Consider the following 16,080-nt stretch of genomic DNA (forward strand, 5'->3'; position numbering starts at 1 on the left):
TACAACGAAAAGCGGATCAAAATGTCTCTTGGTTATCTCAGCCCCATCGAGTACCGTGAAAGTTTGGGGTTAGTGACATAAATAAGTCCAAGAAATTATCCGCATCCTCAGTGGGTCAGTTTTGGATGCAATTCAACAGATGGAATCATGGTCATTCACTTCAGTATGACTACTGGCTTTCACAGGCATAATGCCTCCTTATTCAACAATTTGATCATTAGGCCCAATCAGTCCAACTTGGGCTTAGGAGTCATGCTGAACCAGTAAAAAAAATTTATCTGAAGAAATTTGCGTTTTGGTGGGGGTGAATATTTGTGTCCGATAGTTCGGATAATTCTTATTTATTCTGGTATTGGGCGGCTTAGGTTTTTCTCAGATTTTCCAGATAGTCCGCCCATTCCTGCATCATGCGGATTCGCTCATCTAAGAGCTGAGCCTTGTTGTAAGTGGCTCGGACTCTGTCTTTATTCGTGTGGGCCAGCTGAAGCTCGACGGCATCAGGTGAATAGCCCATTTCATTGAGAAAGGTGCTGGCGGTATGACGGAATCCGTGACTGGTCATGAACCCGGTGCCATAAGTTTCATTTGTATTTGGATTGATTAGTCTTTTGATTGCGGCGGTGGTGGTGTTTTCACTCATTGGTTTGCCGTGCCCGTGACTGGTAATAAATACATATGGGCCGGGTTTATTCATTTCCCGTACCTCCTGAAGAATGGCAATAGCCTGAACGGCAAGTGGTACTTTCAACTCGCGGTTAGACTTCATTTCCTCGGCTGGGATGGTGAGCATTGCAGTGTCAAAGTCGATGTAGTCCCATTTCATGTGCCGGATATTGTATGGCCGTAGAAAGAGTAAAGGCATGAGTTTGAGTGCTGCAGTGGTAATCGGGCTTTGCCTTGGGCTGGGGTTATGAATCTGGGTCAGTAGATTTTTCAGGTCAACTTTATCCGTGATATGGCCAAAGTTGGATTTCTGTCGATGGTCTGGTTTAGGCAGTAATTCAGCTAGACCTTGGGCGGGGTTATTGTCGATTAGGCCCAATAGTAGAAGGTCGTTAAACACTTGGCGCATGATGCCAGCCATGCGCTTGGCGGTTTCTTTTGCTCCCCGCTGCGCTACAGGTGTAAGAATGTCTAGTAAGTCTCTGGTTGAATAGCTATCCACGGGACGCTTATCTAAGCCAGAATATATATTCTTTTCTAGCCGTTGTTCCAAGTCGCCAAGCGTAGAGCGCGCATAATTCTGCTTTGCTATCCATTCCTTGCAATAGTCACTAAATCGCTTTTCTTGAATGGCTAGTTTGGCTGCTTGCTGGCGTTTTCCTTCAGTAGGGTTAATCCCTTCGCCTACAAGTCTCCTCGCCTTTAAGTGGGCCTCCCTAGCCTCCTGCAAGCTGATTTCTGGATAGTCGCCTATGGTATAGGTGCCCTGTTTGCCATTGGCCCCCCAGTAGCCATACTTCCAGGTTTTAGTACCTGATTTCCGAACCATTAAATACAGACCGCCTTGGTCGTACAGCTTCTGATCTTTGTCTGTTGGTTTTGCGTTTTTAATGGCTGTTGCAGTAAGTGGCATATGAAAGGCGTCCGTTGCATTGTTGATGGGAGCCAGAACGGCAGACCGTCAATAAGACCGTCAATTTTTGTGGATTCGAAAGTTCTCACTGGATGTATTGTACTATTTGGAATTACAATACTCTGCAAATAAAGGGGGTTTATGTAATGTTTTTGTCCAGTCAGTCTTATGCATTACTGTTTGCGACGTTCTCCTTCTCCGCCATTATTAAAAGACCCGCTGATTCAGCGGGTTTTTTTTCGCCGAAATTTTCTTCCTTTAGTGAGTAAAAATATGCACCTGTTTGCCTACGGTTCGCTGATGTGTGAAGACATTGTCTCAGAGGTGGCTGGCGAGCCGCTTCTGTGTGAGCCGGCGCGGTTGGAGGGCTTTGTTCGCCGTGCGATTAAGGGCGAGGAGTATCCGGGCATGATTGCATTAGAAGGTGAGAGTGTGCCGGGTGCAATTATCCGCAATGTGAGTGGTGCTGGCTGGCAACGTCTCGATGCTTTTGAGGGTGAGATGTACGATCGTCAGCAGGTGCAAGTGATGCTCGCAGATGGCAGTGCGATTGCGGCTCAGACTTACGTTATCCGCCCTGAGTATGTGCATGTTTTGGAGGCGTTTGAGTGGGATTTTGAGGCGTTTTTGAAATCCGGTAAGGCGCGCTTTGAGCAGCATTACAAGGGCTGGGATTCGGTTTAAATCCGAATCCCTTAGTCTTACTTTACACATCTACTCGCAAAATACGCCTTGTGCTGCTTTAGCGCGTTCGCGCTGTTCTTCAATTTCTTCGGCGTTGAGAAAACGTGATTGGCCATTTTCATCGGTGGTGCGAATGCGTACGCCTTCGCTGTTTAAGGTTTGAAGATTGCGTTTGGCTTGGGCGCAACGCTCGGGGTCTTTGGGAGGCATGGCCTGCATGCCAGACTCATTGGTCGGCGCTGGGATTAGGTTGTTGTTTGCTGTTGGCGCTGAGTCGGCTTCAACTTCAACTTGAGTACGAGTGCTACGCGCTTTGCTGAAATTATCTTTGATAAATTCGTAGTTTCGGCCAACAGGTGGCTTTTGTGAGTAGTGTAAGCCGCCGCTTTCATCTTGCCAGCGGTAGTAGCCGTCGGAATCTGCCAGTGCGGTGCCCGTAATTAACAAGCTCGCGCAAGCAATCAGAAGAGGGCGAAATTGAGTCATGCGGTGTCATCCGGTTTGGCTGGCCAAAAGGTTATCCTTAAGTATGGCAGAATTTTTACGGCGGACAAAAGTGGGTAAATGAATTTGTGATCTGGTTTTTTGTTTTCGAATTGCTGACTTAATGCCCTGTTTGACTTGACTTTTTTGCCCCCAGATTAAAAAATGTGCAGCCTGTCCCTAGTCCTTTGGATTTGGGGCAAAATGGCTGTCTTCTCACTGCTTACCTGCAGTTATCTAGCACAGAGCGCAACTATTCGTGTTGTGTTGCCGGTTTTAGCCGGTTCCATTCCTCTGCAGACACATGACCTGTGTTGCGAGATTGCCCGCTTCGCGTTATCCGGCGAAGCACAAAAAAGCTGCTGCGGCAGCAAACGGCGATTCGCCCGAAAGCGCTTTTTGCGTCTGACTTAGTGCAGTGTAAATGGCTTTCGGAGGTATGTGTTTCGACACTTAAGAATTTATCTTTTTTGCACTGGCCCTTGGGTCGGTGTGTTGTTGTTTTTAGATTTCGATACAGCGAGGAACTCTCAGTGGAGTTGTTATCAGGCGGCGAAATGATCGCTCGCGCACTGGAAGACGAAGGTGTTGAATTCATCTTCGGCTATCCCGGTGGTGCGGTTCTGCATATTTACGATGCATTGTTTAATAAGTGTAAGGTGCCCCATATTTTGGTGCGCCACGAACAGGCGGCGACCCACGCTGCAGACGGTTACGCACGTGCGACCGGCAAGCCCGGTGTGGTGCTGGTAACGTCTGGTCCCGGCGCCACCAATGCCATTACCGGTATTGCTACCGCCTATATGGATTCGATTCCAATGGTGGTGCTGTCTGGTCAGGTACAGAGCCATTTGATTGGCGAAGACGCTTTCCAAGAAACCGATATGTTGGGTATTTGTCGTCCTATCGTGAAGCACAGCTTCCAGGTGACCAAAACCGAACAGATTCCAGAGATGATCCGCAAGGCGTTTTATATTGCCGCCAGCGGTCGTCCGGGCCCTGTGGTGATCGACTTGCCGAAGGATTTAACCAATCCTCACGACAAGTACGAGTACGAGTACCCCAAGAAGGTCAAAATCCGCTCATACACTCCGGCCAGCCGCGGTCATTCTGGGCAAATTAAGAAAGCGGCCCAATTGCTGCTAGCCGCTCGTCGCCCCGTTATTTATAGCGGTGGTGGGGTTATTCAGGGTAATGCCGCGCCTCAGTTGACTGAGCTGGCGCAGGAGCTGAATTTCCCGGTAACCAACACCCTGATGGGTTTGGGTGGCTATCCTGCCAGCGATCGTCAGTATCTGGGTATGTTGGGTATGCACGGTTTCTATGAAGCTAATAATGCCATGCACCACTCAGATGTAATTCTGGCGGTAGGTGCGCGCTTTGATGACCGCGTGACCAATACCACCAGCAAATTCTGCCCCGGTGCCAAAATCATTCACATTGATATTGATCCGGCATCGATCTCAAAAACCATCAATGCCGATGTGCCTATTGTTGGGCCGGTAGATTCGGTATTGGCTGATTTGATTGCCGTGGTTCGTGAGTTGCGTCAGGCGCAGCCGGAATTGCCAGATCAAAAAGCCTTGAAAGTTTGGTGGGAGCAAATTGATGAGTGGCGCGATAACCACGGCCTGTGGACGGCGCCCCGTTACGATGTGACCACGGATTTCATCAAGCCGCAGCAAGTTATTGAAACGCTGTGCAAAGTGACCAAGGGCGAAGCCTTTGTAACTTCTGACGTAGGTCAGCACCAGATGTTTGCCGCGCAGTATTACAAGTTTGACAAGCCGCGTCGTTGGATCAATTCCGGCGGTCTGGGCACTATGGGTTTTGGTTTGCCAGCGGCGATGGGCGTAAAACTCGCGTTCCCAGATGCAGACGTTGCCTGTGTGACCGGCGAAGGCAGTATCCAGATGAATATTCAGGAGTTGTCGACCTGTGCGCAGTACAAAATTCCGGTGAAAATTCTGAACTTGTACAACGGCTATCTGGGTATGGTTAAGCAGTGGCAAGACATGCAGTACGAAGGTCGTTACTCGCAGAGCGTGTATGAAGACTCACTGCCAGACTTTATCAAGTTGGCTGAGGCTTACCATCATCACGGCGTGAAGGTAACTAAACTCAGTGACCTTGAAGACGCTATGAAAGAAGTGTTCGCCCGCAAGGACGAGCTGGTCTTTATGGATATTCAGGTTGATCCCCATGAGCACGTCTATCCCATGCAGGTTGCCCCTAACGGCAGCATGCGCGACATGTGGCTGAGCAAAACGGAGCGTACCTAATGCGTCGTATTATTTCTGTTCTATTGGAAAATGAGCCCGGCGCATTGTCACGGGTTGTTGGTCTGTTTTCACAGCGTGGCTACAATATTGAAACGCTGAACGTAGCGCCTACTGAAGACAAAACTTTGTCGCGCCTGACCCTGACCACAATTGGTGATGATCACAAGATCGAGCAAATCACCAAGCACCTTAACCGTTTGGTTGATGTGGTGAAGCTGGTCGATTTGTCAGAGGGTGCGCATATTGAGCGCGAACTGATGTTGGTGAAAGTGCGTGCAACCGGTGCTCAGCGTGCTGAGATCAAGCGCTGTACTGATATCTTCCGTGGTCAGATCGTGGATGTGGGTCCCAGTGTTTACACCATTCAGATCACCGGTGCGGCCGACAAGCTGGACTCGTTCTTAGAGGCGGTTGGCGAAGTTGCGATTATGGAAGTGGTGCGTAGCGGTGTTTCGGGTATTGCCCGTGGCGAGAAAGTACTGAGTTTGTAATCGCTTCTGTGTTTTATCAGCCCTCTTTTCTTTGGGAAAGGGGGCTTTTTTATGCCCGCAGAATATGTTCTTCTGAACCCACTTAGCTAGATGGAGCGCGCTATGTTTTTATCTTTATTGGGTATTACCTTTCTGGTGTCTTTGCTGGTCTGTTTTATTGTGGCCAGAGTGTTTGCCAAGCCGATTGATGGGATTCTCGAGCGGATTGTCGCCAGCGATATCGCCTTTGCTTGGACCAAGTACCTGAAATTTGCCATCTATGTAGTGGGGATCTCCGGCGGTGTGCGCATCCATTATTTAGAAAATTTTTTAATGGCGCCGAATGAACATTTCACGCCGCCGGTGTTGAATGCCGACCGCTGGGTGTTGGAGATTTACCGCACTATTGTTGAATCTCTGCAATCGATTGCTTGGATGCTGCTGGTGTTCTTTATTTTTGCGCTGATTGCCTATGTGATTGTGCGAGCATTTGAGTTGCGGGCAAAAGTGAAACTGGAGATCGAGGAGCGTTCCGGAGACGATTAAATGTCCGTGCCCGGTTGCTGTTCATCCAGTTCGCGCAGGTATTTAAAAAGCTTGCGGCTGGCCGCTGGGGGCTTATTGTTTTTGCGTTCTTTGTCGGCCTGCATCAGTAGATTGCGCAGGTGCTGACGGTCAATATCTGGGAATTGTTCGATAACCAACTCCATGCCTGCGGTGCCTTTTTCGACCAGTAGGTCGCGCAGGTTTTCAAGGGCGTGAAAACGGCGGGTTAGCTCTTTCTTACCCTGTTCCTTTTCTTCAATGGCCTGTTCAATGGCGCTGGTGTCGGTTTGACGCATTAGCTTGCCGATAAACTGCATTTGTCGGCGCAGACCTTCCCGGCTTTTGATTCTTCTTGCGGTATCGAGGGCTTCGCGGAGTGTAGCGTCGAGCTGCAGCTTATCTAGCTCAACCTTGCTGAAGTCGAGTAATTTATTGCCCAGCTCCTGTAGCGCCAGCATTTCTTTTTTGCGGGCGGTTTTGCTGGGCGGCTCTTGTTGGCCATCAAAATCGTATTGGTCGTTCAATGTGTTTCTCTATATAAATTGGCTTGGTGAGCTCAGGCGTAAAAGTAGGTGGCCAGCCCGAGAAAGGACATGAAGCCGACAACATCGGTAACCGTGGTTAATACTACGCCACCCGCCAGTGCCGGATCTATTTTGAGGCTCTTGAGAACCAGTGGTAGCACGGCCCCCGCCAATCCGGCAGTAACCAAATTGATGACGAGTGCGGCGGCGATAACGCCGCCAATCACAGGGTCTTGGAACCATAGCCCTGCGGCCAGTGCAACAATGCCAGCCCATATCAGGCCATTGATGGCGCCAACCAACATTTCACGATTGATCAGCCAGCGGCTGTTATTGCGTTGAATTTGGCCCATGGCCATGCCGCGAATAACTACCGTGAGGGTTTGAGTGCCGGCAACGCCGCCCATGCTGGCGACAATGGGCATCAGTACGGCGAGGGCGACCACTTTTTCGATAGTGGCCTCAAAGAGATTAATCACACCTGAGGCAATAAAGGCCGTAAGCAAGTTTATGCCTAGCCAAATTGCGCGGCGGGGTATGGTGCTGCGAACTGAGGCGAAGGTGTCTTCGTCTTCGTCCAGACCGGCCATACTCATCAGTGAGTGGTCGGACTCTTCACGAATAACATCAACCACGTCATCGATGGTGATGCGACCCAGCAGGGTTTGGTTTTCATCAATAACCGGTGCTGATACCCAGTCGTGGCGTTCGAACAAATTGGCCACATCACGTTGCGACATATTCGCCGGGATTGGTTCGACATCGGTATCCATGATTTCCCGAACCGTCACACTGGGGTCGGAAACCAATAGTTTACGCAGCGGTAAGGCGCCGATAAATTGGTCGTTGCGGTTTACGACCAGCAGACTATCCGTCATCGCGGGCAGTTCTTCATGGCGGCGCAAATAGCGCAGTACAACGTCCAGCGTAATATTCGGCCGCACGGTAATGGTGTCGGTGTTCATCAGACCACCGGCACTGTACTCGTCGTAGGTAAGAATATGCTCTACCCGAATACGATCCTGATGGTCCATGCTATCCAGAACTTCGCGGATAACACGGTCGGGCAGTTGTTGCAGAATGTCGGCAACATCGTCCGCTTCCAGACCTTCGGTGATGGCGGCAACTTCCTCGGCGTCCATTTGCCGCAGGAACTGTGCCTGTACCTCGTCGCTGAGGTACTGAATGATGTCACCTTCGTTTTCGCTATCAACCAGTTGCCACAAAACGGCTCGAATATTCGGCGGACTGGAGTCGATCAGGTGAGCGGCATCGGCGGCGGGAAGGCCGTTAAGCATCCGCCGGATCTGCATGGTTGCCCCACTGCCTAGCGCCTCGTTGAGAATCTCGAGGTGGCTCTTGGGCGTAATGTGTTCTGCAGACTGCGCCATGATGCCTTCTAGGTCGGATTTAGGGTGGTGAAATTATCCTTGAAACTCAGGGGAACGACAAATAGAAAACGGCGGGATTGAGTGGATTATTCGCCTTCGCCGAAATAATCGTTGATCAACGCGGTGATGGCATCTAGCGCTAGGTTTTCGTCTTCCCCTTCGCAAGCAATATGCAATTGCGAGCCCTGGCTGGCTGCCAGCATCATAATCGACATGATGCTTTTACCGTCGACCGAGCGGCCGTCTTTGCTAACGGTGGTGCTGGCGGCAAAGGCGCTGGCGGTGGTGACAAACTTTGAGGCTGCACGGGCGTGGAGGCCAAGTTTGTTGATAACGGTGATGGTGGTTTCAACCATGCCGGGTGGGTTTCCTATTGGTTTAGCTTGTTGTTATAGCGTGTTTTCTGTGCCGCGTATTTTTGATGCTTGCCGTTATAGCTCCCGGTGCCTGACCTGTAGCTGTGGAACGGTTTCTGCCAGCGACTTGGCCAAGCGCTCCACCATATATACCGAACGATGTTGTCCGCCGGTGCAGCCAATGGCAACAGTAAAATAGCTGCGGTTAGAGCCTTCTATTTTAGGAATCCATTGTTGCAGAAAATGGAGAATATCGCCGTGCATAGCTTCCACCATTGGGTGGTCGGATAAAAAATCCTGAATAGCGGGGTCGCGGCCGTCTAATTTTCTTAAGCTAGGCTCCCAATGTGGATTGGGTAGCATGCGCAAATCAAATACCTGATCGGCATCAATAGGCAGGCCGCGCTTGAAGCCAAAGGATTTCAACTGCACGGCAAGTGAGTTGCCATCTTGGCCCATGAGTCGGTCACGAATCACATCGCGTAATTCGTGAACGGTCATTGAGCTGCTGTCGATAACAAAGGCGGCTTCGGCAGCAATGGGGTCAAGCAGTTGTTGTTCGAGTCGGATCGCGTCAGATAGGGGCAGCGAGTTATTGCTTAGCGGATGTCGGCGCCGAGTTTCACTGAAGCGTTTAATCAGTTCATTGTCATTGGCGTCGAGAAAAATAATCTTCAGCTCGGCGCTTTTTTTGAGACTTTCCAGCATGCCGGAGAATTGATTCAGCTCGGTAGCGGAATTGCGAGCATCGATACAAACGGCAACCCGCTTGTGTACTTTCAGCTTACTGCGAGAAAGCTCGCTGACCAGTGCCGGCAGAAGTGAAACCGGTAGATTGTCGATGGCGTAATAGCCCTCGTCCTCAAGTTGGTTGAGGGCGGTACTTTTTCCCGCGCCGGATCGTCCACTGAGGATAATAAGTTTCACTCTAGCCCCTTGATAGCCACTTCATACAGGCCTTGATCGTCTTCGGCTTTGCGTAATTCGTTACGGAAACTGGCGTTTTCAAAGGCCTCGGCCAGGGCAGCGAGGACTTTTAGGTGTTCGCCGTGAGCTTGTTCGGGCACGATGAGGGCGAACACAAGATCCACCACTTGATCGTCAATGGCTTCAAAATCAATGCCTTTTTCTAGGCTGATTAGAACGCCGGTAATACTGTCGCATTGGCTACTGCGGCAGTGCGGAATGGCCACGCCTTTGCCAAGACCAGTACTGCCTAGACGTTCGCGGGCCAGTAGCTGGTTGAACAGTTCATCAGAATTAAAACGGCTGTCGGCGGAGCTGGTGATTTCTGCTACCAGCTCCAACAGCCGCTTTTTGCTGCTTACAGCGGCCCCCTGTTGCGTGCGTAGGGGGCTGAGGATGGAGGTGAAGTTCATGATTGAAAGAAAAGGGCCTTAACGGCCCAATACTTTTTCCTTGTGTTTGATAAGTTGACGATCGAGCTTGTCCGTCATGCTGTCGATAGCGGCGTACATATCGTCGGATTCGCAGGTGGCAAATAGGTCTGCGCCGGCAACGTGGACATTGGCTTCCGCTTTTTGGATCAGTTTATCAACAGTCAGGGTGACGTCAGCGTTGGTGATATTGTCGAAGTGACGTTGGAGTTTGGCAAGCTTGTTGTTGACGTAGTCGCGAAGTGGTTCGGTAACTTCGACGTGATGGCCACTGACAGTAATCTGCATATCTTGCTCCTTATTAACAAAACAAGCGGCGCCTCACGGCGTGGCAGCTAAACCAGCCGCTTCCTCTCATTGGAGGGAGGAATGACCAGTGATTCTCTGTATTTGGCAATGGTGCGCCTGGCCACTTGAATGCCTTGATCTGCCAACAGGGTGGCAATTTTGCTATCACTCAAGGGTTTGCGCGGGTTTTCGGCGGCAACCAGTTTTTTGATTAACGCACGAATTGCCGTGGATGAACACTCTCCGCCAGTATCGGTTGAAACATGGCTGGAGAAAAAGAATTTCAGCTCGAAAATACCGCGCGGGGTATGCATGTATTTTTGGGTGGTGACCCGTGAAATGGTCGACTCATGCATGCCGATGGCTTCGGCAATATCGTGCAGCACCAGCGGTTTCATGGCTTCTTCACCATGTTCCAAAAATCCGCGCTGATATTCCACTATTTTGCTAGCGACCTTCATTAGTGTTTCGTTGCGGCTTTGTAGGCTTTTGATAAACCAGCGAGCTTCTTGCAGATTATCGCGAATATAGTCGGTGTCACTGCTTTTGCTGGTGCCTTTGGCTAGTGCGGCATAGCTGGCGTTTATTTGTATTTTGGGGGCGATGTCTGGGTTTAGCTCAACCAGCCAGCGACCTTCTTTTTTAGTGACAAACACATCGGGTACCACGTACTCGGTGTCGCTGTCGGTAATCATATCGCCGGGAGTAGGGTTGAGCGATTGAATCACCTGTAAAACCGCTTTCAGGTCATCTTCTTTCAGTTTGCACTTGCGCATAATTTGCGCGTAATCCCGGTTGCCCAGCATAGGCATATAGTCGCGGACAACGGCTTGCGCTTCTTTGACATAGGGCAGTTTTTGGTCGAGTTGTCGCAACTGAATCAGCAGGCATTCTTGTAAATTCTGACCGCCTACGCCCGGAGGATCGAATTGCTGAATCAGGTGTAGAACCGCATTGACCTCTTCAATTTCGATGTTTTCATCGTTAAACGCTTCAACCAGTTCTTCTGGTGACTGCGTTAAGCGGCCTTTTTCATCAATGGCATCGATAATGGCGTCGGCAATATGGGTGTCGATTTCAGATAGACGGCTGAGATTGAGTTGCCAGCGCAGATGGTCTTGCAGTGAGTCGGAGCTGCTGTGGCGAAATTCATTGCCAAAATCGCTGTCATCGCCGCTGAGGCTACCGCCGACACTGCTGCTGGTTTGGAAGACGTCGTCCCATTGGGTGTCTACAGGGAGGTCTTCGGGAATGTCGTTGCGCTCAGCCCAGTCGCTATCTTCATCGCTACGCGGTGAGGGCTCGCTGTCGGCGCTCTCTGAGCTGCTTTTGCTGCTCTCTTTGTGAGCGTGTGATTCTTCTTGGGAGTGAGAGTCTTCGTCGCGTTTTGCTGTTTCTGGCTCGGCGTCGTTGTCATCACTGACTTCCAGCAGGGGGTTGGAATCCAATGCGGCTTGAATTTCTTGCTGAAGGTCGAGGGTAGAGAGTTGAAGTAGTCGAATCGCCTGTTGCAGCTGGGGGGTCATGGTCAATTGCTGACCGACTTTTAGCTGTAGCGATTGTTTCATAGATGGCTTCTAAACTCAGCAAACCGTTAGCGGGTGACAAAGCCCACGTATAAAAATAGGGCTTTCTTTTAACTCAGAGTGTAGTCTGCAAAAACAGTCGCTGCAAGGGCGAATTAAGCAAGTGCTGTGCCGATTTTTTGATCAAAGTGAAAATTTCTCACCCAGATAAATATCTCGAACAACTTGGTTGTTCAGAACTTGTTCGGCGTTCCCTTCGGCAACAATTCGGCCTTCGCCCACGATGTAGGCTTTTTCGCAGATATCTAGCGTTTCACGGACGTTGTGGTCGGTGATTAATACGCCAATCCCACGGTTTTGCAGGTGGCGGATAATATGCTGAATATCGGCAACAGAAATGGGGTCAACGCCGGCAAAAGGCTCGTCGAGCAGAATAAAGCTGGGTTCGGTGGCCAGTGCGCGGGCAATTTCTACCCGGCGTCGCTCCCCGCCAGACAGGGCCATACCTTGGGAGTCGCGGATATGGGTAATGTGGAATTCTTCGAGCAGTGACTCGAGTTTTTCCTTGCGCTGCTTGCGGTTCAGGTCGCGGCGGGTTTCTAGGATCGCCATGATATTGTTGGCCACGCTGAGCTTTCTAAATACAGACGCTTCCTGAGGTAAATAGCCGACTCCTCGGCGGGCGCGACCCTGAATCGACATGGCAGTCAGGTCTTGGTCGTCTAGCATGATCTTGCCGCGATCGGCGTTGACGATGCCGACAATCATATAAAAGCAGGTGGTTTTGCCGGCGCCATTTGGGCCTAGCAGACCGACGATTTCGCCACTGCGAATGGAGATTGAAACGTCTTTGATTACTTGCCGGCCCTTGTAGGATTTGGCGAGATTGCTGGCTTGTAATACCGGCATTATCGAATTTCCTTTTTCGTGGCAGGCTCTGAACCGGGTTTAATTGTAGAGGGCTTAGTTTCAGGCGCCGCTTGGGGTTGAAGAATCATCTTCACCCGGGTTTCTTGCTCAGTATTGCCGCCATCTGCAACTACCGTTTGTTTGCGGCCATTATAAAAAATCCGATCGCCGCTTATGCGCGAGCCTTGATGGCTGATTTCGGCATTGTTTAACAACAGGATTTCTTCATTGTCGATGCGGTATTCAATGCGGTTGGCGCTCGCGGTAACTACGCCTTCGCTGGCATTAGTTTGCTGTTCAAAGCTCGCGGGTGCGCCTTCGGCGATCACTGTATCCACCTTGCGCTCAGACTCAACAATAGTGAGTTTGTCGGCTTTGATCTTTAGGCTGCCTTGGCTCATTTCTACATTGCCGGTATAGGTGCCTTGATTGCTTTCGTAACTGGCGCTGTCAGAGCTGAGGTTAATCGCTTGGCTGCGGTCGTCGGGCAGGGCAGAAACAAGATTGGCGTAGGCCAATGCGCTAATAAACAGGAGCGATTTAAGGTTCATAATGCCCCCGGATTTGGCTGAGCAGTTCTACTTTTTCGGCGACCAGATTGGCATTCATGCCAACCGATTCGGTGTAGCCATTGGGTAGTTTTAGGATCATTGGGCTCTGGGTGGTAACGAAGTTGGTTTCCAGATCGATGCGCAGGGTTTCTGTCTGAATTTCCGCTTCGCGAATCAGATCTCGAACTAATACTGCGCCTTGTAAGTCGAGCTGTTCGCCATTGCGGCTCAGTTCGCCGATATCGGCATCGGCTGTCCACGGGCGCTGGCCGACACTGCCAAGGTAGGAGGGTTGCTTAAGTTGGATTTGGCCGCTGTCTAAAAACCGCTGGGCGCGCTCGGCCTTCCAGCTATAGGCAATCTGTCCGTCTTCACGGAATTTTACACCTTCAAGGCCGCGCAGTTCGGAGTCGATATTCCGCTGGTTTTCTACGGAGGGAACGAGACTTAATTTACCGCTTTCGCTGAATTGGGTCAGATAGATTACCGTACCGATAATCGCGGTGATCACGGAAATAACCGAGGTCAGGTTGATGCGAAACGGGTGGCTCATTTACAGGTATTGCTCCAGCGCGGATTCAAGCAAACCTTGGGATTTTAGAATGAACTCGCAAATCTCGCGAATGGCGCCATTGCCGCCGCTGGCACGGGTTGTCCAGTCTGCGTGCTGGGCGACAAAGTAGTGGCCATTGGCTACGGTGATGCCTAAACCGGCGGCACGAACAGCGGCGAGGTCGGGCAAGTCATCGCCAACATAGGCGATTTGCTTGTAATCGAGCCCCTGGTCTTGGCGTAGCTCTTCTAGCGCCGTGCCTTTATCTTCGCGGCCTTGATAAATTAACTCGATTTTCAATTCTGCGGCGCGGCGTTCCAGTAATTTGGAGCTGCGGCCGGTGATAATGGCCGGGGTAATGCCTGCGTCGCGCAATAATTTAATGCCGAGTCCGTCGAGAATGGAGAAGGCTTTGAGTTCTTCGCCGCTATTGCCGAAGTAGAGGCTGCCGTCGGTGAGTACGCCATCGACATCCATGGCCAGTAGGGTGATCTGGCGGGCTTTTTCAATAATGCTGTTCATTGCCAATAATGTTTTTGTGTAATGAAATTGTTGTTTTTGTTCAGAGCGCGTTATGCCACGCCCGCTTTTAGCAAGTCGTGAGTATGTATGACTCCTGCTGGGCGGCCTTGTTCATCGGTGGCGACCAGTACCGTAATTTTATTGTCTTCCATAATGCGCAAAGCCTCGGCGGCCATAGTGCCGGGGGAAATGGTGCGGCAGTTTTGGGTCATCACTTCTTGAATTGGTGCGCTGTGAATATCAATGCTGCGGTCAATTGCCCGACGCAGGTCGCCGTCAGTAAAAATGCCGCAAAGTTTGCCATCGGCATCAACAACCGTGGTCATGCCCAGCGCTTTCTGGCTCATTTCCAGCAAGGCTTCTTTCATTAGGCAATTATTGCTGACCACCGGGATTTCATCGCCGGTGTGCATAATGCTGTCAATTTTCAACAATAGGCGTCGGCCCAGTGCGCCGCCGGGGTGAGAAAACGCAAAATCATCGGCGGTAAAACCACGTGCTTCCAATAGGGCGATTGCCAAGGCGTCGCCCATGACTAGCGCAACAGTGGTGCTGGAAGTCGGCGCTAAATTTAGCGGGCAGGCTTCCTGTTCAACGCCAACATCGAGGTGTACATCGGCGCCGGTAGCCAGTTCTGACGCGGGGTTGCCGGTCATGGCAATCACGGGTACAGCGAGTAATTTCAACAGCGGTAGAATGGTAACGAGTTCGCCAGTACTGCCTGAGTTGGATAGGGCAATGACGACGTCGCCTGCGGTAATCATGCCCATATCACCGTGGCTGGCTTCGCCGGGGTGTACAAAAAAGGCGGGAGTGCCGGTGCTGGCAAGGGTAGCGGCAATTTTATTGCCAATGTGGCCAGATTTGCCCATGCCGGTGACCACTACGCGGCCTTGGCAGTTTAAAATCAGTTCGCAAGCTTGATCGAAGCTGGCATCAATTTTTGTTAAAAGGGCGCTGACTGCGTCTCGTTCCTGAGTAATAGCGCGCTGTGCCGATTCTCTAAGCGAAGGCATTACCGAGTGTGTCCTTAAGCTGGTATTAATTTTCGCTATGATATGTTCGATTGTGAAAAATTAACAGGTTTGATGTGCTCGGACCATGAAGTCCTCTGCGCTAGAATCGGGTCAAAGAATGACAAATGAAAATGCTGGCGCCGAAGCTCATTGTTAGACACGCTGGCAACCAATTAGAACGGACTAAGGTGATAAGCAATGTTTAAAAAGTGGTGTTTTGTACTGTTCTCTGTGCTGTTGGGGGCATCGCTAGCCAGTGCGAATGTCGCTAAGGGGCCTTATCAGGTCGTTGCCGATACTACCCAGGAGTTGCTGCAAGTTATTGAGGAGGCCAAGGGCTACATCGATGAGGATGAGCCGCGCTTCACCCGCGAAATTCTGCGAATCATGAATGAAGTGGTGGATTTTCAGAGTTTTGCTCGCGGTGTGATGGGTGATTACGGCAGCAGCACCGCCTATCGCCAATTGCAAACGGAAGAAGAGCGCAAAGCTTTCCGTGATCGCGTGTTTAAGTTTACCGATACCTTTCGTGATGGCCTGATCAATACCTATTCAAAAGGTTTGCTGGCATTTAATGGTAACCGCATTGAAGTCCAGCCCGAGCTGATTGTGACTGAAGGTGGTAAGGCGACTGAGGTGTCATTTAAAGACGCCAAGCCAGAGCAATTGAAGGGCACGGTAAGTGTGCGCCAGTATATTTATGGCGAACGCAGCAAGCCCTACGAAATTGTCTACAGCCTCAGTCAGGGCAAGGGCGGAGAGTGGAAGTTGCGCAATGTTATTATTGAAGGCTTGAACTTAGGGCAGATTTATCAAAACCAATTTCTCGCTGCGGCCAAAACTGAAGGTGGTGATATCGACAAAGTTATCGAGAATTGGACGGTAACCCCACAAGAAGTCATGGAGCAGCAAGCTTCGGCAGAGTAATCGCCCCCCTTTATAAATTTGATGGCGCTCGCATTTTGCGGGCGCTATTTTCTTCCCATATTTGTCTGGGCTTTTTTCA

Annotated in this window: 20 protein-coding genes; 6 read left to right on the forward strand and 14 right to left on the reverse strand. The window is 50.7% G+C overall.

Annotated elements, in window-relative coordinates:
• Positions 1–81: IS3 family transposase (locus IB286_RS15815; RefSeq protein ID WP_398285165.1), on the forward strand; the 81-nt coding region annotated here is incomplete at its 5' end.
• A gap of 280 nt (positions 82–361) precedes the next feature.
• On the opposite strand, the gene IB286_RS11830 is transcribed toward IB286_RS15815, so the two are convergent.
• Positions 362–1,576: a tyrosine-type recombinase/integrase gene (locus IB286_RS11830; RefSeq protein WP_190765808.1), complete on the reverse strand. Its 1,215-nt coding sequence runs from the start codon at positions 1,574–1,576 to the stop codon at positions 362–364.
• Between the two features lie 273 nt (positions 1,577–1,849).
• On the opposite strand from IB286_RS11830, the gene IB286_RS11835 reads away from it, so the two are divergent.
• Positions 1,850–2,260 (forward strand): gamma-glutamylcyclotransferase family protein, encoded by a 411-nt coding sequence (locus IB286_RS11835; protein WP_190765811.1) that lies wholly within the window; start codon positions 1,850–1,852, stop codon positions 2,258–2,260.
• A 30-nt stretch (positions 2,261–2,290) separates the two neighbouring features.
• Here the strand turns inward: IB286_RS11835 and IB286_RS11840 are convergent, their stop codons facing one another.
• The gene (locus tag IB286_RS11840; protein WP_190765813.1) at positions 2,291–2,746 is read right to left on the reverse strand and encodes a DUF4124 domain-containing protein; all 456 of its coding nucleotides are present in this window, start codon (positions 2,744–2,746) and stop codon (positions 2,291–2,293) included.
• 530 nt (positions 2,747–3,276) lie between these two features.
• On the opposite strand from IB286_RS11840, the gene IB286_RS11845 reads away from it, so the two are divergent.
• The 3 genes from IB286_RS11845 (at position 3,277) to IB286_RS11855 (ending at position 6,041) form a co-directional block, all read left to right on the forward strand.
• Positions 3,277–5,025, forward strand: a complete 1,749-nt coding sequence (locus IB286_RS11845) for an acetolactate synthase 3 large subunit (RefSeq protein WP_190765815.1) — start codon at positions 3,277–3,279, stop codon at positions 5,023–5,025.
• Positions 5,025–5,516 (forward strand): acetolactate synthase small subunit, encoded by a 492-nt coding sequence (ilvN, locus tag IB286_RS11850; protein ID WP_190765817.1) that lies wholly within the window; start codon positions 5,025–5,027, stop codon positions 5,514–5,516. The genes IB286_RS11845 and ilvN overlap by 1 nt, the downstream gene beginning before the upstream one ends.
• A 102-nt stretch (positions 5,517–5,618) precedes the next feature.
• Entirely contained in the window at positions 5,619–6,041 is a 423-nt protein-coding gene (locus IB286_RS11855) for a hypothetical protein (RefSeq protein WP_190765819.1), read from the forward strand.
• On the opposite strand, the gene yjgA is transcribed toward IB286_RS11855, so the two are convergent.
• The 12 genes from yjgA to IB286_RS11915 form a co-directional block, all read right to left on the reverse strand.
• Positions 6,038–6,565, reverse strand: coding sequence for a ribosome biogenesis factor YjgA (gene yjgA, locus IB286_RS11860; RefSeq protein ID WP_223826355.1), 528 nt, complete (start codon positions 6,563–6,565; stop codon positions 6,038–6,040). The genes IB286_RS11855 and yjgA overlap by 4 nt on opposite strands.
• 32 nt (positions 6,566–6,597) lie before the next feature.
• Positions 6,598–7,956, reverse strand: coding sequence for a magnesium transporter (gene mgtE, locus IB286_RS11865; RefSeq protein ID WP_190765821.1), 1,359 nt, complete (start codon positions 7,954–7,956; stop codon positions 6,598–6,600).
• 86 nt (positions 7,957–8,042) lie between these two features.
• Positions 8,043–8,312, reverse strand: a complete 270-nt coding sequence (locus IB286_RS11870) for an HPr family phosphocarrier protein (protein ID WP_190765823.1) — start codon at positions 8,310–8,312, stop codon at positions 8,043–8,045.
• A gap of 75 nt (positions 8,313–8,387) precedes the next feature.
• Positions 8,388–9,239, reverse strand: coding sequence for an RNase adapter RapZ (rapZ, locus tag IB286_RS11875; protein WP_190765825.1), 852 nt, complete (start codon positions 9,237–9,239; stop codon positions 8,388–8,390).
• Positions 9,236–9,691 carry a PTS sugar transporter subunit IIA gene (locus IB286_RS11880; RefSeq protein ID WP_190765827.1) on the reverse strand — a complete coding sequence of 152 codons (456 nt, stop codon included), beginning with the start codon at positions 9,689–9,691 and terminating at the stop codon, positions 9,236–9,238. The genes rapZ and IB286_RS11880 overlap by 4 nt, the downstream gene beginning before the upstream one ends.
• An 18-nt stretch (positions 9,692–9,709) precedes the next feature.
• Positions 9,710–9,997, reverse strand: coding sequence for a ribosome hibernation-promoting factor, HPF/YfiA family (gene hpf / locus IB286_RS11885; protein WP_190765829.1), 288 nt, complete (start codon positions 9,995–9,997; stop codon positions 9,710–9,712).
• A 47-nt stretch (positions 9,998–10,044) separates the two neighbouring features.
• Complete coding sequence (locus tag IB286_RS11890; protein WP_190765831.1) at positions 10,045–11,565, reverse strand: RNA polymerase factor sigma-54; 1,521 nt, start codon at positions 11,563–11,565, stop codon at positions 10,045–10,047.
• Positions 11,566–11,706: 141 nt separating this feature from the next.
• The gene (gene lptB / locus IB286_RS11895) at positions 11,707–12,432 is read right to left on the reverse strand and encodes an LPS export ABC transporter ATP-binding protein (protein WP_190765833.1); all 726 of its coding nucleotides are present in this window, start codon (positions 12,430–12,432) and stop codon (positions 11,707–11,709) included.
• Positions 12,432–12,983: a lipopolysaccharide transport periplasmic protein LptA gene (gene lptA / locus IB286_RS11900; RefSeq protein ID WP_190765835.1), complete on the reverse strand. Its 552-nt coding sequence runs from the start codon at positions 12,981–12,983 to the stop codon at positions 12,432–12,434. The genes lptB and lptA overlap by 1 nt, the downstream gene beginning before the upstream one ends.
• The gene (lptC, locus tag IB286_RS11905; protein WP_190765837.1) at positions 12,973–13,536 is read right to left on the reverse strand and encodes an LPS export ABC transporter periplasmic protein LptC; all 564 of its coding nucleotides are present in this window, start codon (positions 13,534–13,536) and stop codon (positions 12,973–12,975) included. Before lptC ends, lptA begins: the two co-directional genes overlap by 11 nt.
• A complete protein-coding gene (locus IB286_RS11910; protein ID WP_190765839.1) occupies positions 13,537–14,058 on the reverse strand; it encodes a KdsC family phosphatase in 522 nt (173 codons plus the stop codon). It lies immediately after the preceding gene.
• Positions 14,059–14,108: 50 nt separating this feature from the next.
• On the reverse strand, positions 14,109–15,074 hold the full coding sequence (locus IB286_RS11915) for a KpsF/GutQ family sugar-phosphate isomerase (RefSeq protein ID WP_190765841.1): 966 nt from the start codon (positions 15,072–15,074) through the stop codon (positions 14,109–14,111).
• Positions 15,075–15,272: 198 nt separating this feature from the next.
• Here IB286_RS11915 and IB286_RS11920 point away from each other — a divergent pair, with 198 nt between their 5' ends.
• Positions 15,273–16,001, forward strand: coding sequence for an MlaC/ttg2D family ABC transporter substrate-binding protein (locus IB286_RS11920; protein ID WP_190765843.1), 729 nt, complete (start codon positions 15,273–15,275; stop codon positions 15,999–16,001).
• Positions 16,002–16,080: the final 79 nt, after the last annotated feature.

Source organism: Spongiibacter pelagi (genome assembly GCF_014705705.1).
GTDB lineage: Bacteria > Pseudomonadota > Gammaproteobacteria > Pseudomonadales > Spongiibacteraceae > Spongiibacter > Spongiibacter pelagi.